This window comes from Bacteroidia bacterium (assembly GCA_023228875.1).
GTDB lineage: Bacteria > Bacteroidota > Bacteroidia > NS11-12g > UBA955 > JALOAG01.
Genome location: JALOAG010000010.1, coordinates 1 through 19,716, shown reverse-complemented (window position 1 = coordinate 19,716; position 19,716 = coordinate 1). Strand labels below are relative to the sequence as shown.

General features: G+C 38.0%; 4 protein-coding genes. All 4 read left to right on the top strand.

The features are described 5' to 3' along the window. Nucleotides 1-12 precede the first annotated feature (12 nt). Nucleotides 13-5,457, top strand: coding sequence for a hypothetical protein (locus tag M0R38_09720; protein ID MCK9482021.1), 5,445 nt, complete (start codon nucleotides 13-15; stop codon nucleotides 5,455-5,457). 28 nt (nucleotides 5,458-5,485) lie between these two features. Beyond that, entirely contained in the window at nucleotides 5,486-7,588 is a 2,103-nt protein-coding gene (locus M0R38_09715; GenBank protein MCK9482020.1) for a hypothetical protein, read from the top strand. A gap of 7 nt (nucleotides 7,589-7,595) precedes the next feature. Next, nucleotides 7,596-8,306 carry a hypothetical protein gene (locus M0R38_09710; protein MCK9482019.1) on the top strand — a complete coding sequence of 237 codons (711 nt, stop codon included), beginning with the start codon at nucleotides 7,596-7,598 and terminating at the stop codon, nucleotides 8,304-8,306. A gap of 11 nt (nucleotides 8,307-8,317) precedes the next feature. Beyond that, nucleotides 8,318-19,716, top strand: an 11,399-nt coding sequence (locus tag M0R38_09705; GenBank protein MCK9482018.1) for a YCF48-related protein, incomplete at its 3' end; no start/stop codon positions are given.

Sequence of the window (19,716 nt, the reverse complement as noted above, 5' to 3'; positions counted from 1 at the left end):
ATGAAATGTAATATGGCAGTAAAATATTCAAAAAGTGAAAGTAAAAAAAGAATTGCAAGTTTATTACTCATAGTAATCTTGTTTGATATTCTTATACCACTTCAGGCACTGGCATTAACTGATGGACCATCACAGCCGGAAGTACAAGGATTTCAACCTATTGGAATCACAGATATGGTAGATCCCTTTTCAGGAGATTTTTCGTACAGTTTACCTTTACTTGAGGTTGATGGCTATCCTTTAAATTTAGTATATAACTCAGGGACAACAATGGATCAAGAAGCAAGCTGGGTTGGATTAGGGTGGAATTTAAACCCAGGAGTTATAAATCGCAACATGAGAGGTCTTCCTGATGAATTTGATGGGGATAAAGGAGATATAATAACAAAAGAATTTAATATGAAACCTAATACTACTGTAGGAATTCAGCTGGGAGTCGGAGGGGAATTATTTGGGTCATTAAAAGTACCTGGAGGATCTATCGAAGCAAGTGCAGGAATTGGTTTTGTATATAATAATTACAAAGGGTTTTCTTTAGAAACCACGATTACTCCATCGTTATCATTAAGCGATAAAAACAAGCCATATTTAACGGCAGGGCTTGGGATAAAGTCAGGTCAAGATGGACTAACCTTATCTCCTTCATTAGGGTTAAGTAGTGAAATTTTTGGCGAAAAATCTTCCAATATCCCAATTAAAGGGGGCTTGAAATTTAATACTTCATTTAACTCAAGAGAGGGGCTTAGGCAGTCTAGCCTAAGCGCATCTTCGTCTAGCAGTATTCTAAATAAGCCGGTATCCGGAAAAACAGGAAGAAGAATATATGCAGGTTTAAATTCTTATACACCAAGTTTTGACATGCCTATGAAGAATGTATCATTAACATACTCAATCAAGACTGCTGCCGAATTGTTTGGATTAGAACCTAGTTTTGATGCAACAGGCTATATAACTACTCATTCATTGTTTGGCGAAAATAAATTGAGTCAGAAAGCCTATGGATATTTTAATTTAGATAAAGGAATTAAAGAAAATAATTATGAAACAGAAGGGGTATTAGATTTTAATAGGGAAAAAGAAGTTGCTTTTAATTTGAATACTTCTGCTTTACCGCAAACTTCATTAACATATGATTTGTTTAGTGTTAGCGCGCATGGTATAGGAGGTACTTTCAGAGCGTTTCGTTCCGACATAGGATATGTATCTGACCCGACTGTTGTTATGTATGGCGGCTCTTTTAGTGGAGGTTTTGAAGTTGGAAGCACATCACTATTAAAAGCAGGTATTGATATAGACTTAGGGTATTCTACTTCAAATTCAGGCAGCTGGCTTGAACATAATCTCCTTAGACAACCTTTGCATTTTAATAATGCTAATGGGCTGAATAATCCTAAATATGAGTCCTATTATTTTAAGCAAGTAGGGGAATTGTCAGTTGATACAGATTTAAATCATATTGCAAATTTACAAACGAATAAAGCAGTATCTTTTAACATTAATGCAGTAGATAAATTTAACTACCTGATAGTACCAGGACTATCTGATAAATCTGGCAGCATTTACAATATTGATAAAAATTATTTAAGCCGGGAAAAACGAACCAGCAGGTCTCAAAACATGATTGTGTTGAATAGAGATGAAGCAAAGTATTATGGTGTTAAGGACTATTCAAATATTTCCTACCCGGCACCGGGACATCATCCAGGCGAAATTTCAATTTTAAAAAATGATGGTTCAAGATATGTTTTTGGTCTTCCTGCTTATAATATAATGCAGGAAGAAGCAAGTTTCGCTGTCGGTATTGATAAGACTGATGTAATGGCAACCAAAGTTGATAGAAGAAATGGGTATGTAAGATATGAAAACGTAGATAATTCTGTTAATAACAGAAAAGGGGTTAATAATAGCTATAATTCCCAAGTTACAGGTGCTTATGCTCATTCTTTTTTATTAACTGCTATCTTGTCTTCGGATTATGTTGACATTGATGGAGAAAGAGGACCAAGTGAGGGAGATCTTGGCAATTACACTTTATTTGAATATAAAAAACTACCTTTTGCGTTTAAATGGAGAACTCCATTTGAATCATATCAGGCAAACTATAATCCTGGTTTAAAATATACATCATTAGATGATCAAGCGAACTATGTCTATGGTCAAAAAGAAATATGGTATGTTGAGAAAATAGTAAGCAAAAACACAATTGCAATATTTCATACAGAAGAAAGAAAGGATGGGCATGGAGTAAAAGGCAAAAATGGTCATTTGATGAAAGGAGAATCGATGCATTTATTGAGAAAAATAAGTCTTTATTCTAAGCCGGAATATGAAGCAGATCCAATAAATGCTATTCCTATTAAAGAAGTTCATTTCGAATATGATTACTCATTATGTCCAAATGTACCTAACAATTCAGGCGAAAGTGAAGTTATTGATGCTATAAATATCAATGAAAATAAAGGCAAGCTGACTCTAAAAAAAGTGTATTTTACATATGGCAAATCGAAAAGAGCAAAGTTTAGTGCATACAAATTTGATTATGGGCAAAATATTGCTAACAACAACCCGTCTTATTGCGCAAAATGTACCGATAGGTGGGGAACTTACAAACCAAATAAAATAGCAGACGGAGAACTTAATAACACAGATTTTCCTTTTGTAACCCAAGATAAAGAAAGTACAGATGAATATGCATCAGTATGGAATTTAAAAAAGATATTTTTACCTTCAGGGGGAATAATAGAAGTTGAGTACGAATCAGATGATTATTCACACGTTCAGAATAAAAGAGCTTCAATGATGTATTCAATAGAAGCTGTAATGGATGATGAAATAATAGACATTTTAAATGATGAAGAAGAGCCGGAAAAAGTAAATAAAATACTAGGAGACAATCATAGAGCAAGATTAATCAGTCCCTTTCCACTCAATAAACAGAGAGAATATTTAGTCATTAAATTGGCTAAAGACATTTCCGGAGCAACTACTGAAGAAGAGGCAAATAAAGTATTTAAACATCAGTATTTGAGCGAGATGGAGTACATTCATTTTAGATTTAAAGTTGCTATTACAAATGGAAGTAATTATGAATTTGTATCCGGTTATGCAGAGTACGAAAGTTTTAGCGTATTCAAAGATGATAATGCCACAGACTATAGCTATGCTTGGATTAAACTTAAGAGGACTCCCATTGGGGATATTAATCAAATACTTACAGTAAACCCCATTTCAAAAACTGCCTGGAGTTTTGGCAGGTTACGTATGCCAAGCGAGGTATATAATGTTCCCGCCCTAGACGACCCGGGATATATGCAAGTATATAAGGCTGTGGCTAACACATCTTTCTTACTCAGCATAATAGAATTTATTCAAGGTCCAAATATCTCATGCATGAATAAAGGTTATGGAAAACATATTAGTTTAAAAGAGTCAAAAATAAGGCTGACAAACCCATTAAGAAAACAACTTGGAGGGGGAAGTAGAGTAAAAAAAATAGTTATAAGTGACGAATGGCAAAATATGGTCTCCGGAGATGCCCAAACTAAAAACTATGGTCAGACATTCGATTACACAACTACTGATGAGAAAACAGGCGAAGTTATTTCGTCAGGAGTTGCATCATATGAACCCATGATTGGAAGTGAAGAAAACACTTGGCATCAACCATTATTTATGGGGGATAAAAAAGAAAAGCTCTTGGTTCCGGATGATAAAGAATATATGGAATATCCGCTCTGTGAAAGTTTTTTTCCAACTCCATCAATTGGGTATAGAAAAGTTACAGTTAAAAATATTGGACACGAAAATGTAAAAAGACACGCAACCGGATTTACAGTTCATGAATTTTATACTGCAAAAGATTATCCCACGATTGTTGAACACACAACTATAAATGCAAAAGAGGGAAGAACTAAGTTTGATTTAAGTTTAACAGCATTGTTCAATAACAAGCAAAGAAGTCAAGTAACGGCAGTACAAGGTTTTTCAATTGAATTAAATGATATGCACGGAAAACCAAAATCACAATGGGTATATGCCGAAGATGCTTCAAAACCAATTTCCGGAGTGGAATATAAATACCAGTCACTTCCATACGACAAACAGTCGTTTCGTTTAAATAATATCGCAACGGTAATATACCCTAATGGAGAAATAAATGAAAGCGCAGAAATTGGGGTAGAGTATGATATTGCTGTTGATTTTAGAGAATCTAACAGCGAATCGTTAAATGGAGGAATTCAACTTAATGTAGCAGCAGTACCACTTGGACCAATACCGATACCAATACCATCTGGTTTTCCAAGTATAACAAGAGATGAAACTAAATTCAGATCAGCTACAATTACAAAAGTAATTTCACGGTATGGAATTTTAGAAGAAACTGTTGCTTATGATTTGGGGTCATCTCTAGCAACATCCAATTTAGCCTATGACTCTGAAACAGGTTTAGTAATGCTTACTAAAACCTTGAATGAATTTAATGACTACATATATTCATTAAATCTTCCTGCTCATTGGTATTATGAGGGCATGGGAGGGGCATATAAAAATATAGGTCTTGAGGTTAGTGGTGTTTCTTTTGATAACAATGGTAAAGCAAGTATTAATAATGCTCAAAGCTTATACTTTCCGGGCGATGAAATAGTATCTGATAATATCAGGGGATGGGTTAAAGATGTTTCCGGAAATGAAATTACGGTTATTAATCTATTGGGAGAAAAATACAGACCAAATACATCTGGTCTTACAATTAAGGTAATTAGGTCCGGATATAGAAATTTACTCTCAAATGGAATAGGGCATATAGTTTCCTACGAGAATCCTCTGCACAATATCAAAGCAAATAAGTATGCAAAAGTTGTAGATGCAAGTGTTCAAGTATATAAAGAGGGTTGGAAAACCTATTGTGGATGCTTTGAGAATAGCACTCAGTTTATAAAACAATCATCAAATGATTATGCAATTGGTTTAAAAGGAATATGGCGTCCATTCAAGTCTTTTGTGTTCTTGTCTGATAGAGACCATACTTTTGAGAACAATAACACAAATATAAGAAAAGATGGCTTGTATTCATCTTTCACACCTTATTGGAATATTCTGGAAAACAAATGGGAAGAAGTGCAAACTAATTGGACATGGGTTTCTGAGGTAACAGAAACGAGCCCTTACGGAGAGCAACTGGAAAGTCGTGATGCGTTGTATAGATATTCTTCTGCATTATATGGTTTTAATCATAGCCTTACAAAGGCGGTAGCCGGCAATGCAATGTTCAGGGAAATTGGATTCGATGATTTTGAAGATTATAACTTTTTTAATTGTGAAAAAGACCATTTTTCATTTAAATCAACAGGAGCCGAAAAACTCGAAAACGAAGGACATACCGGTAAAAAAAGCATCAAAGTTGAAATCTCGGAATCGCAAATATTTCTTGAGAAAAACTTAGAAGAATGTGAATAATTATTACAACTATAATATTTTTAAAGAAATGAATAATTACATTAAAATCAAAACGGGACTGTTCTTGTTTGTATTGATTGGTTTAATATCTATAGGGTATGCACATGATGAAAAGCCGGAAATAAAGTGTTTTGAATATGAAAAATTGTGGATGGAAAAAGGACCGAAAAACAAGTTGAAAGAAATTGTAAACAAAAACCAATTTGGAGAAAAGCAGATTAAAGCCTTTTTATTTTTCCATTCCAAAGACTTTAGTTCAGACAAACAGTATTTTTTCAACTGGATTCATAGTCCAACAAAACCAAGCATAAATGCGGCTGAAACCTGGTTGAAAGAGAGGGCAGATTTATATGAAAAAAGAACCGAAGTTTTTATTCTGAATATTGAAGAAGAAGTGGAAAGATTCAGCTCATTATCCTCGTTATATTCACCACCACCTCCCCTTGTTGTTACCGGGACAAATGATTGCATTAATTTTGATTTTTCAAACTCATCACCCGATGAATTTGAGGAATGGGTAGCTTATGAAGGAGTAGCATCTGATTTAGGTGAAATAGGGCATGGATTTATCACCCCTGTCACTCCCAGCACAAGTCACATTGAATTAATTACTTCACAGGGAAATGACCCTATAATAGGAGAAAAACTCCAACAACTTTGTGAAGGCTGCGACCAAGTTGTAAGGCTGGAAAATACAACGTGGGGAGGAGATGCAGCCAGGCTTCAGCGCACATTTATTGTGGACGAAGAAATGCCTTATTTTAAATTTTGGTTTGCTGTGGTATTACAAGATCCCGGCAATGAACATCCGGATGAATCAAAACCTTATTTTGATTATGGATTATATGATTCAAATGGCGATACTATTCAATGCACATACTATAAAGTTATTGCAAATGCCGAAAACCCCACATTTCAAGGAAGCTTTATTCAAAAACAAGTAGGCAGTAGTATTTATTATAAAAAGTGGGAACAAGTAATAATTCCTCTTAGTCGATATATTGGGGAGGAAGTAACAGTTAAATTTACTGCCAGTGATTGTTCTTGGGGTGGGCATTATGGCTACGCTTATGTTTATTGTGGATGCGAAGGTCCTTCTATTTCAATGTCAGAATGTAATTCAGGTTCACAAACAATTACTATAAGCAGTGGGTTTGATAACTATTGGTGGAAGGGACCCGGCATAGTTGACAAAAATTTTGGGAGGAGTATTGAAGTAGATGAAGAGGGAGAATACACCGTTATCATGACAACTGTTTCCGGCTGCATGGATACATTAAGTCAATTATCGGATAATTGCACTTCTGCCCCTACCCTGTGCGCTATTACAGACATATCAATTACACCCGGTTCGTGTAACTCAAATAATAACTTTCACAGTATAAGCGGAACGGTTACGTTGTCAAATGCATATTCAAAAGGGATGCTTGTTGTACAAGCAGGCGGATATACTTTTATAAAATATGCTCCTTTCTCTACAGTAGAGAACTTTGAAATAGATAATATCTGGTCTATGGGAGGTAATATAGAAGTAAAAGCATCCCTATACGAATCCATATTTTCAATGTTATCCTCCAAAACCTGCACTTATTCAAACACATACGAAGCTCCTTCATTTTGTGGCTCTGTCAGCATACCCTGTGAAAGCTGCATAGAGTCGTTTAGACCAACTCCCGATAAAACATATATAGTGAGTGGTTGGGTTAAGGAAATAGGAGCCGGTCCAACAGTTAAAACATATGAAGACGGATATATAAAAATAAACTTTGATGGCACCGGTACATATACTGCAATAAAATGCTACCCTACCGGAAAAATCATAGAGGGTTGGCAAAGAATATACTTTGAATTTACTATACCTTCTGATGCAGATAAAATAATTATCAGCTTAGAAACCGATGGAGCAGATATGTTGTTTGATGATATTAGAGTACATCCGACTGATGGCAGTATGGTGGCATATGTTTATGACCCTTTAACATTGAGACTGGTGGCAGTACTTGACGAAAACAACTATGCAACCTTATATGAATATGACCAAGAAGGCAGGTTGATAAGAGTTAAGAAGGAAACCGAAAGAGGAATTATGACAATAAAGGAAAGTAGAAACAGCACCATTAAAGCAGATTAAATACAACATGAGATTATATTGGACAGTCATATTATCTTTCGTGTTTTTTTCCTCTACAACTTATAAAGGGAATAAACAAAATGAGGAGTTATCAACTTTTGAATGTGATAATGTCTTGAACAGGATTAAAAACGCCTATTCGAAAATTAAGTGTTACGAACTTAAATATGTGTCAAATTATTATAATCATGAGAATGATTCTCTTGTTCGTTACTGTGATTCCGGGTTTCAAAAGAAATTCAAAAACGAAGAATTTATTTCTTATAATGGACAAGTTGTTTTTAGAGATAGCGAAAGATTCATAGTGATAGATACTGTTCATAAAACACTTATAGTCAGCCCTTCCGGAAATAAAGAAGAAATTACGTTCTTAAACCTTAAATATCCGGTAAGTTCTTCAACAATTCAAAATAAAAACAGGAACAGCAACTTGATTTTGAATTTTAATAATGGTGACTTAAAGCAAATAGAAATTGAATTTAATAACAAGAATTATCTACTTTCAAAGATTACTTTATTTTACAAGAAGCCATCTGACTTTATTGACACAAAATTTAAAGGGGTTAGACCTAAAATAGAAATTAAATATACACTACCCGAAAAAAGAAAAGAAGTTAAGCAAATTGTTACGGATATGAAAGTTTTCAGAAAAGATAAACAAGGAAACTTAATTAAAACGAATCGCTACAATGAGTATAAAGTAATTAATAATTATTAAGAACAAAGACTATGAAAAATAATATTTACAGAAGTAACTTGCTAACCCCCTTTTTACTATTAGGTTTAATAATTCTAATGAATGGCAATTTGTTTGCCCATAACATAAATATTGTAAATTCACTGGGAGGGGCTGCGATAGTTCCCAGTGCAAGTGGCCCTGCATTTGTTGTAGATGATAAATATGGTTTAAACCCTGCAACAAATGGATTTGCCAATAAAAAGGTGACAGGATTTGTAAGACTGGATATAAATCATAAATCCGGCATTTTCATTCAGAATTCGTATCATTATAAAATAGAGCTGACTGTCAATTACAACGATATAAACCAAAGTGCATCAAGTAAAAATATTGAACTGGAAATCAAATATGACCCAAGCAGCGGAGTTATTCCCTACATTGATAAATCGACATTTCTTCTCCCTGATATTCATAGAATAAATATAACAGTTGTGTCTATAACAGATATGGTTACTTTATCCAGCGTATCTGACCCTGAAGACAATATGACAATTCATTATGGTTTGCAGATTGAAAGATATTTTGACTTTAACCACGCAACTCAAATTTGTCCTTCACACTCCTATATAAATACAGATGACGAAGCAGAACTTGAAATAACCTGGGATATGCTTAATGGAGCGGAGGATTACGAGTTGGAGTGGACTTACGTAGATGATTATGGCGAAAACCTATCTACTCCAATTCCTGCAAATCTTATTGAGTGGAATTTCAAAAACAACAGTACCAGAATCACAACAAAGGAATTATATTATAAGGTTCAATTGGTCTTTGACAGAGGTTATTTTATATATAGAGTCAGAGGGGTGGGGAGACATAAAGACGATTCTGAATATTATATTTTTGGAGCTTGGAACGTTGATGAAGAAGGTGTTGACCCTTCAGAAATAAGCACTTCTTGCAGTACTTATTATTATATTAATGGTCATGAAGAAAATTTGAACTGGCAGTATAATGCAAGCTTTGCAGAAGAAGGTAAAAAGAAAGAATTAATTACATATTATGACGGGACTTTTAGGAGCAGGCAATTAGTAACTGTCATAAGTTCAGACGAGCAAGCAGTTGTTCAAGAGACAATTTATGACTTTTATGGAAGAGAGGCTGTGCAAACTCTCCCTGCCCCAACAGGAAAGAAATCTTTTTCTTATTTCCCTAATTTCAGCAGGAATTTATCTGATGAAAAATATACATGGTTAGACTTCGATACTGACGCATCTGCATGTACACCGGAAATTGAAGGGATGAAAAATACCGGTGGCTCATCAAGGTATTATTCTTCAAATAATCCTGTCAAAAATGAGTACCATGCATTTTTGCCAGATGCCTTTAATTATCCATTTACACAAATTGAATATACCCCTGACGAAACAGGCAGGATTAGAAGGTCTTCCGGGGTTGGATTAAATCATAAACTTGAAAGTGGTCATGAAACTTTTTATTTTTATGGCAAGCCGATGCAAGAGGAATTAGATAGATTATTTGGGTCAGAGGTAGGATACGCCCATCATTACAAAAAAAATGTAATAAAAGACCCCAATGGTCAAATCAGCATCTCATACCTTGATTTAAGCGGCAGGGTCATTGCGACAGCATTAAGTAGTACAAACCCCGAAAATGTGTCTGCTCTTCCTTCCATGCCCGGAGTTGCAGAAGAACTCGAAGTTGACCTGTTTGCCAGAGATATAAATGGAATCAGCTTAGTGAATGTTCCAAATATTGAAGGAGACAGAATTGATTTCAATACTCATTTTTTAGTTTCTACAGAGGGAGACTATGAATTTGACTACTCAATTAATGCGGGACCTTTTCTTGACGAATGTTTGCCTTTAATATGCTTTAAATGTATTTATGACATAGAAATAGTACTCAGAGATGAGTGCGGTGAGGAGATATTCAGCGAAATTGCCACAATTGGGACAATTGATGAAGAATTTGGCTGTAGCGGTGTAATCTATTCATTTTGGGAGCCTGTTGTAAGGCTGTTGCCAATTGGAAATTATCAACTCTCAAAAAGCCTTGTAATTAATAGAGAAGCATTCGATTTTTATCTCGAGGCTTATCTCGACACAGTGAATGAATGGGGCTGTGTTACACCCCTGTCTGTGTATTTAGAGGAAGAATATACTGTTTTATCGGGGGAGGATTGCGAGTTTACTTGTGATGACTGTACAGAAGAATTAGGAACATTAGACCAGTTTATAAACAACCTGAAAGGTACTGAGGAGGATTGGTACTACCTTTATGAAAAATGTATAGAACCTTGTCAAGAAATTAGTTTGTGTGAACAGTTTCGTCATTTAATGTTAATGGATATGAGCCCGGGAGGTCAATATGCGGAATGGCAGGACACTATAAATGGAAATACTGATGTATTTCATTATCCCCTGTCTATCTTTAATCCATTAAACAAATTGTCGGATGGAGGTTTGGCTTATACAAATGAAGATGCAGCTTTTTGGAGAAGACCTAAACTAGAAAACAATATTGGTTTTTACAACAAAGATTTAAAAACACGATCTAAAATTAAATTAACCCAAACTGAAGGAGTTTACTACCCTTTATCTCATTCAACTTTTGAAGAGAATGGCGTTGTTTACAGTTATCCGGAAAACTTGCGGAGCATCAAGGATTTTGTGCAGTTCTGGCAGCCTTCCTGGGCATATTCACTTGTGCGGCATCATCCGGAATATTGCTATTATGAATGGTGCTTAAGCAATGTAAAAGAGAAGGTTGGGGAACAAATAATAAGTAGTGAAGAGTTTGACAGAGCCTTTATGAATGTCGAGACATATAGTGAAGCAGTCATAAATGGATATATTTCTGATACAGATGAAGATGCACTGGTTGATAAAGACCCTTTTTTTACACACTACAATACCGATTTAAAGGATATGATGAAGCAACTGCTTGCTTCTTATGATGAGACAGGATTTAGCGTTAAAGAAGTTGCATCAATCGGCATAAATTGCCCCGGATACCATGGTGTAATTTTCCCCGGCAGCTGTATAGGGTTTGGCGAAGGGACTACTGAAGAAAATAATTTGATGTGGAACAAGTATAAAAGTTTATACAACTCCATAAAACAAGTATTAATTAAACGTCAGGCAGACAAAGCAATCCTTGAAGGGGAATGTAATACCGGTGTTAACCTTTGCATTGGTGTAGATCATTACAACCCTCCTGCTTACAAACTTTTCAGACTGGATTCATATGCTTATAGTCTTTTCGAATCTGATGGTAAGGTATGCTCTCATGACAGATGGAAATATTATATTACAAAAGAAAGAAGATTTAACCTGGGAGAGACCTCTCCAATAGATATTGATGAAGAATTGGCTGCATACAGCATGATTGAAATGACCGGAAAATGCCAGTTTGATGTCCAGCTTTCCGAATTAATAATTAATACGGTCAGTGATGAAAATCACCTGACAGACCATAGCCTGATTAATAGCCAATACTTTTCTAAGCAATTGTATTCTGAAATAATAAAGGGCATTAGTGGAATAGGTGACGGGGATTTTGAACATGAAATGGAATGGATAGTTGAACATAGTGTTGACAGCCTGCATGTGCTTCGAATCTTTTTCAGGGATATTAATAACACTTCCGATATAACTACTTGTCCAATAACACTTTATTTACCTGTTGGATATGATTGGGCAGACGTGACAAAGCTGTTTGACTTTGAATATATGGCAGATATGGCAATGACACCTGCAAATGGTTTTGCTCAGTTTAAAGCCGAATTGAGTACAACAACGAATATTTTAAATGTGGTGCTGAGAAGTTGTTTTAAATTCGATGATTGCGTATTTGCGAGCAGATGTATAATGACCGATTATTCAAAGAGTTTAATTTCTCTATTGAGTGCATTGACTTATAATGATGAACTTCAAAGTGCCTCAATTGTTGTTTTAGAAAGCAACTATGAGTTACTTTTAACCCCCAATTTATTCCCTGACAATTATGGCGATGCCGGTTGGAGGTATAATGGAAGTGGCGAATTTGAATTAATTCTTTCAAATGCTCCAAATGAGTTTATTTATTTTGATTCGTATGATGATAAATACATAGATAATCAGCCTTTTACACATGCCGACTTAAATAAGATTGTTTATTTTGAAGTCATCACTATTGAGCCGGAGCCAACCCATAGTAACTCTTTTAGAATTTTGGCATGGATTGATGATGGTGCAGATGTTTTAAAACCATTATGGATACATGCTCATAAAACATACGGAAGACTTGATTTTCTTAATTGCGTTTCCCCTTCGTTGAGCCTGTGTGACAGACCGGAATATACAGTTAAAGATGACATCAGGAATGTATTAAATTTAGTTATACAAAATAAAAATGAGAGTGATTATGATATTACACATGGCTTTAGCGATGTTTTACATTCTTACTTTGGTTCATTCAGTGACAAGGTGATTGTAAAAAACCTGCTTATCTCTTCAGACCGGTTAAGCCTTGATTTAGAGATTCAGGATATATCAACAAGCGATGTGCTTAATATTTGCAAAATTGAACTTTACAGGTCAGACCCTTATTACGATGGGGTTAATGATTTAGAAAATGATTTGATTTCACTTTCAGAGCTTATACCCGACTTATCTGAAGGAGAAGGCGGAGCTACATCTTACTTTAAGATTACTGCAAACTTTAACGATGATTATAGTGAACAATTAGGTGGGTTTATTAGCTGTATAAAAATGAAGAGTTGCGGTAATTGTGATGGTGGTGGCGGTGACGGAACCGGTATTCCTCCGGCAATAGATTACCTTCTTTGTGAAGACGGAGATGCGTATGAAAGAAAGTTAACAGAAACCATAAGAAGGTTTAACTCAAACTACTTCGGAAATAATCCGTTCGGGCTTAAGCTTGTTTTATCATACATACCTCAAGAATGTGAATGTATGTTGGAATATTCTTACTATCTGGAGACATATAATGACACATTAGAGCCTATGAGCCTGTACGAGTTCCTTGCATTATCCTGCAAATATTCTGATGCGTGTGATGAGTATTTGGAGTACGCATTGCTTGTAAACAGCTACAATAGCTTAAATCCAAATGCCCCCTTAGAAATAGAAGATATTTCAGGTATAGATTGCGAGTGTTTGGCAATGTATATTAAATATTTAAGGTTGGTAATTAGTTCTATAACAAATCCACACCCCACCGGATATAATTTTTACAATCTAAGCAATCCTATGACACTTAGCGAGTATGTCAATTTACCTACTACAGGAGGCTGTAAATTACCTGAATTCAGAACAGCCCAGGAGGGAGGACCTCCATTTAATAAAGAATTGATTGAAGATCCTGAAGGTTGCAATGATTGCTGCGATACAACCTATCGTAATGGATTAAGGGACAAATTGGTTAAGTCTCTCTTGTTAGAGTATTATGATGTAGGAAGTTACACTTTTACCCACACAGAAATGCAAGCAAATTGCGAATGCCTGTTAAATTATTATACCTATATAAAATCTCGCTATCTAAGGGAACAACCTGTTTTCAACCCTTTAACGAATGAAGTAGAAGTTGGTTATGGGGACGCGCCTCCAAATCCTCCAATGTCTTTAGAGGAATTCATGAATGCCGGATGCCCTCAAAAGCCTGACTGTTGGTTGGAATACTTGCATTTTAAAAATAAATTTAAAACTGACCCGGGAATGAATTCGGAAATTGAATGCAGCTGTTATCTTAGTTATGTGAATAAATACGGCAGTAACCCTAACTTACCTAATATTCCGAGTGTGGAAGATTTTTGCGAAGAAGAGGAAGAGGTGTCAATGTTGGGTGGTTTTGGCAGTTTCGGGCTTATGTCTGAGTTGGAAGAAGGGGAATTGTACTACCCTTTTCACAGAGAAATTAAGATGACCAGAAATAACCATCAAACTTACGGAACTAAATTTAAATACAGACCTTGCAGCCCTCCTGTAAATGTAATCCAAGTCCCTGCATTTGAGTTTACAGACCCGTGTGAATCAAACAAAATACAATTGGCTTATACCCGTGCATACATAAAGTATATGGCAAGTGTACAAGAAGCTACACTAAGGTTCAGAACTACTTATTACGGGCATTGTTTCACTTTTTCCACACCGGAAACTTTTACTGTGAAAATGCCATTAATGGATTATCATTATACTTTGTATTATTATGACCAAGCAGGCAATTTGGTCAGAACTGTTCCACCGGAAGGTGTCAGACCAATAACGTCTCCAACTCAACTTGAAAAGGTAAATGAAGACAGAACCAATAATACAAGAACTGTATTTACAACGCACAATCTGCAAACCGTGTATGAGTATAACAGTTTGAATCAGCTGACCAGACAAAGCGTACCGGATCATGACAAAATGGATATTTGGTATCTGGAAGATGCTGCAGGTATCCCTTCGGGGATGAATGTTGCAGATGTTTATTATTCTGATGCAAACAATGGTTTTCTCGTAGGCAATATTGGAAGCGATGCCTATATATACAAGACAAGTGACGGTGGTTATAACTGGAACAGAGTGACCGATATCAGATTGCACGACATGCTTAAAGTGCAAATGATTGATACCGATAAAGGTTTTGCGGTGGGAAATCACGGGCTTTTCTTAAAAACAATTGATGGAGGGCAAAACTGGAAAATCATGCCTGTTTGGACTGAAGGGGTTACGGCTAACCTGACTTCTCTCTATTTTAAAGATGAAGATAACGGAATTGTGATTGGGGAAAGTGGTTTTTGCAGAAAAACAGACGATGGCGGAGAAACCTGGTCAACTGTAACAGGATTAGGGAGCGAAAATTTACTGTCAATCAGCTTTAAAGATGCAAGTGCCGGATATATAAGTGCGGATTCTTCGGGCTATGCAAAGGTTTATAGTACCGGTAACTGGGGAAGCAATTGGACAACAACAAATATTCACAAGAAAACCCGCGCAGGGGAAGTGCGAAGGGTTTATATGATTAACTCTAATGATGGTTTTGCGGCAGGAACAGAAGGAACATTGATGCGTACTTCCGATGGGGGTGAAAATTGGTGGCAAATTGCCTGTGGAATGACGTTGAATATTAACAACTTATATTTTAAAGATACAGATAAAGGTATTGTTTTGGATGCAAACGGCAAGTTTTGGCAAACAACAAACGGAGGGCTTGATTGGATTGCTCTTTCTGCTGCAGGGGTGTATAATTCTTTTCATATTTATAACAAGACTGACGGGCTTGGTGTGGCTGTCGGAAATGCGGGTATTGTTGCGAAGATTGATTTTACTGAAAGCTATTGGTTTGAAAGAATGTCCTTTTTCCAAGTGCCCGATATAAATCTTAGCTCTGTGTGGGTTATCAGCAGTTCAGAAGTATTTTTGGCAGGAGAAGCTGAAGGAGACGGAAAGGTTTATAAAACAGATTTAACCGCAACCCTTCCTCAAACAGAACTTGTTGCAAGTTTGACCGATGACCCTGTTGTTGACATCTATTTTAACAGTACGGCCCTGGGGGCGGCAATAACCGCAGGAGGCAAACTAATCAGAATGTCTCATAGTGGCAGTTGGGGTACTTCTGACGAAACAGGAAGCGGGCATGAGTATGTTGATTTAAAAACAGACGGAACAACTTTGTATGTCCTGGAAAACTCAAGCCAACCTGCTACTCTTTTCAGTACTCCTGCAAATTCTATCGGTACTCCCGGCAGTGGAAGCACTCCTGCCTCTGTTGCAGGGGATGGAGATGTGAACTACCTTTCTGTTTTTGCCTCTGATAAGATATTTGTCAGCGGAGAAAACGGAACTTTGTATAAGTGGGTTTCTTCCTGGTCTAATGTTTCTACCCACACTCATCCTTTGAGGCTGAATGAGGTAAAAGCCCTTGCAGGAACAGACGTTTTATATGCTGTGGGGGAAAACGGAACTTTGATTAAGAGTGAAAACAACGCTGCCGAATGGATTACTGTTCCTGCTCAAACCTCATTGAGTTTGAGGGCTGTTGACATGTTTGAGGAGGGGGAAGGAATTGTGGCAGGAGTAAATGGGACATTGATTGTGCTGACGGGCGATGAAGCCGTTATTTCTAACCATGGGCTGAGTGTTGAGCAACTGAATGGTGTTTATGCTGCTTCTTCTGCTGTTTACTATGTGGCAGGAAATAATGGGGTTATTTTAAAAACCTCTGATGCAGGGAATGCCTGGCAAAAAGAACAAGCAGGTGGTTTTTCAGGAAACCTGTATGCAGTACACGGCATTGGTACAGGCAAGGTGCTTATTGGAGGTCATGCGGGGGAAATACGCATGAAACAGTCCGGGAGCTGGAACAAGACGGTCGGCTTACCCCAGGGATTGCGAAATGTGCATTTGAACGGAGCAGCAGGACTGACAGCAGGAGATGTGGGGGTGAATTTGCACACAAGTAATGGCGGAAATACCTGGGTGCTAAACCTGCCTTTGACAACAGGAAGTGTTTATCCGAATATACACTCCGTGTGGGCGAATAAAGCGGATGAGGTGTATGCTGTCGGGACTGACAGCTATGCGCGAAAAGGAGTGTTGAATATGGTTGGGGCAAGCCAGATGAGTTTTAACACTACGGCAAGTTCCGAATGGAGAGATATATCTGTGAGCAGGGATGGAATGGCTGTGATGGCGGGAGATGACAAAGTGTGGCGCAGAAAACCGGGCGAAACTATCTGGTACAGTGTTTACACGGCTTCCGAACAACTGAACGGGGTTGAGATTAAGAATGAATATGTGTTTGCATGTGGCGATAACAAAGCTTTGTTTAAAACAGAGGATATTTATCAAACTTCTCCGAGCTTTGGAGGAATGACTGCTCCCGGAACTTTGGGAGCCGTTGATTTTAAGCGAATTGTGTTTTATGATATGGCAAGGGGCTATGTTGTGGGAACAAATGGAGTGTTGATTAAAACCGTAAACTTTGGTTCAGGTTGGATGGAGAAAGACATGGATGCAGCAACGGAAGATTTGAACAGTATGTTTGTGATTGGCAGAAACCATTTGGCAGTAGTTGGCGAAGACGGGTATGTTAAGCTGATTGAGGACGAGGCAGATTTTGTTACCTCTCGTTTTTGGTATGATAAGCTTGGCAGGCTTTCTGTTTCTCAAAACACCAAACAGTTTAATTGCACCACTCCTGCCTACAGCTACACACTGTTTGACGAACTTGGAAGAATAAGCGAGGTGGGAGAAATTACAAATAACACGTTGCCGGAGGAACTGATTATTAACAGAAAACTAGATGATGCTTTGTTCAGTTCCTGGATTGTTGCGGGAGGAAGAATACAGGTTTCTCAAACATACTATGATGCACAGTTTGCGGAAAGCGGTGTGCTGATTCAGCAAAACCTGCGCAAAAGGGTGGCAAGTGTTACTTATGAAGAGGTGTATGACGGAAACAGCGGTACTTTTAACCACGCTACGCATTACAGCTACGATATTCATGGGAATGTTGACCATTTGGTGCATGAGATACCGGAACTGGCAGGGATAAATCAGAATATAAAACATATAACGTATGATTATGATTTGGTGAGCGGAAATGTGAACAGGTTTCACTACAACAGCGGAGCGGCAGACCAATACCATCATTGGTACAGGTATGACAGCGACAACAGGATTATTGAAGTTTATACAAGCAGGGACAGTGTGCACTGGGACAATGATGCAAGTTATTTTTACTATGACCACGGACCTCTGGCACGAATGGAGCTTGGGGAAGAGAGGGTGCAGGGCCTGGACTATGTATATACGCTTCATGGCTGGCTGAAAGGGGTTAACGGCAATACGCTGGAGCCTGACAGAGATGTGGGGCATGACGGTACTTCGACAAGCTCTGTAGCACGGGATGTGTTTGGGTTTAGCCTGGGGTATTATGTGGGAGATTACGAGCATATTGGAGGAGTGGCATCCGGAGATTACTTTCTGGCAGATGTGACAGGCAGCAAGCTGCTCGATGCGCGCAAAGATTTGTGGAACGGAAATATTGGCTGGATGGTTACAACCATTCCCGATGTTGCAAGCTATAGCACGGGCAGAACCATTGCCCCGTCTGTGCGCGGAGGAGCATATAAGTATGACCAGTTGAACCGCCTGGCAGAGGCTAGGAGTTTCTTTAATATAGACCTGGGCGATAACGAGTGGGAAAGCAGCGGAAGTGCTGCGCCTGCTCCTTTTGCAGAGAGTTTTACTTATGACGGAATGGGCAACATACTGACCCTGAAACGCAACGGCAGCGCAACGGAGGCGGACATGGACGATATGACCTACAGGTATGATTGGATTGACAAGAGCGACCCGGGCAAGGGGCTGCACAGCAACAGGCTGTATCATGTGAACGATGCTGTGAGCAGTGGTAACTATGCAGATGACATTGACGATATGGGCGCTTTTGATACGGCTCATGCGACAATTAATGTAAACAATAACTACGGGTATGACGAGTTGGGCAACCTGGTGAGGGACGATGCGGAGGAGATTGCAAAGATTGTGTGGAATGCCTACGGCAAAATAAGGAAAGTGATAAGGACAGAGGAGAGCGAGAAGCCCGACCTGGAGTTTTTGTATGATGCGGGGGGACACAGGCTGGCAAAAATCGTGAAGCCCAAGCCAGTGGAAGACGAGGAGCAGCCTCATTTGGTGACGTGGTATGTGCGCGATGCGCAGGGCAACGTGGTGGCTGTGTATGGCAACAAGCATGTGGAGAAACTGATTGAGCAGAATGTTCCCTGCGAGGATGTGGTGAACTTTTTGGTGTCGCAACACAGTGCAGAGACCTTTGCAGACTTTGCGGTGGATGAGTTGGAGGCGCATACATGGGCAGGTAGTGAGATGGAGTTGATTACCGGTCTGGAACTTGCAAACCAGTCAATGAATGTGTTGTATGAGCTTGACCCCCGGATTATATTGGGGTTAACTTCTAATGTGTTGAATGCTGTGATAAGCGACATGAGCGATGCTGACTTTGTGTCTATGATAGTTTCAGACAAAGGCTTGGTGGGTTTTGGAAATGATTTGTGCAGTAATGGGATTTCGACATTTTTGGAGCATCTCTATGCTTCTGACAGAAACCTGTTTTTACAGTTTTTAAACAATGCAAACCCCATGTATATTATTAATTTGTGGAATTACTTTAACTCCCCTTCGCCCTACCCCGGGTACTTTATGGCAGCAGCAGATTTGCTGGGCAGGGCGGACGGGGATGTAGTAAATGCAATGATGACTTCAGACCCTCCGGGTGGTTGCACTTATGCCAATGTGGTGGTGGTTGGCTATGTCGGTTTCTCTCCCTGGATGCTGGAGAATATTTATGCTGCTTACAGCGGATTAAAATCTCAGGCAACAGCCATGTACCTGTTGCCTTATTTTTCAACACTTAC

Bases quoted from the DNA above. Each gene is read 5' to 3' on its own strand.
- M0R38_09720 (MCK9482021.1), top strand. From the start codon at position 13: ATGGCAGTAAAATATTCAAAAAGTGAAAGTAAAAAAAGAATTGCAAGT.
- M0R38_09715 (MCK9482020.1), top strand. From the start codon at position 5,486: ATGAATAATTACATTAAAATCAAAACGGGACTGTTCTTGTTTGTATTG.
- M0R38_09710 (MCK9482019.1), top strand. From the start codon at position 7,596: ATGAGATTATATTGGACAGTCATATTATCTTTCGTGTTTTTTTCCTCT.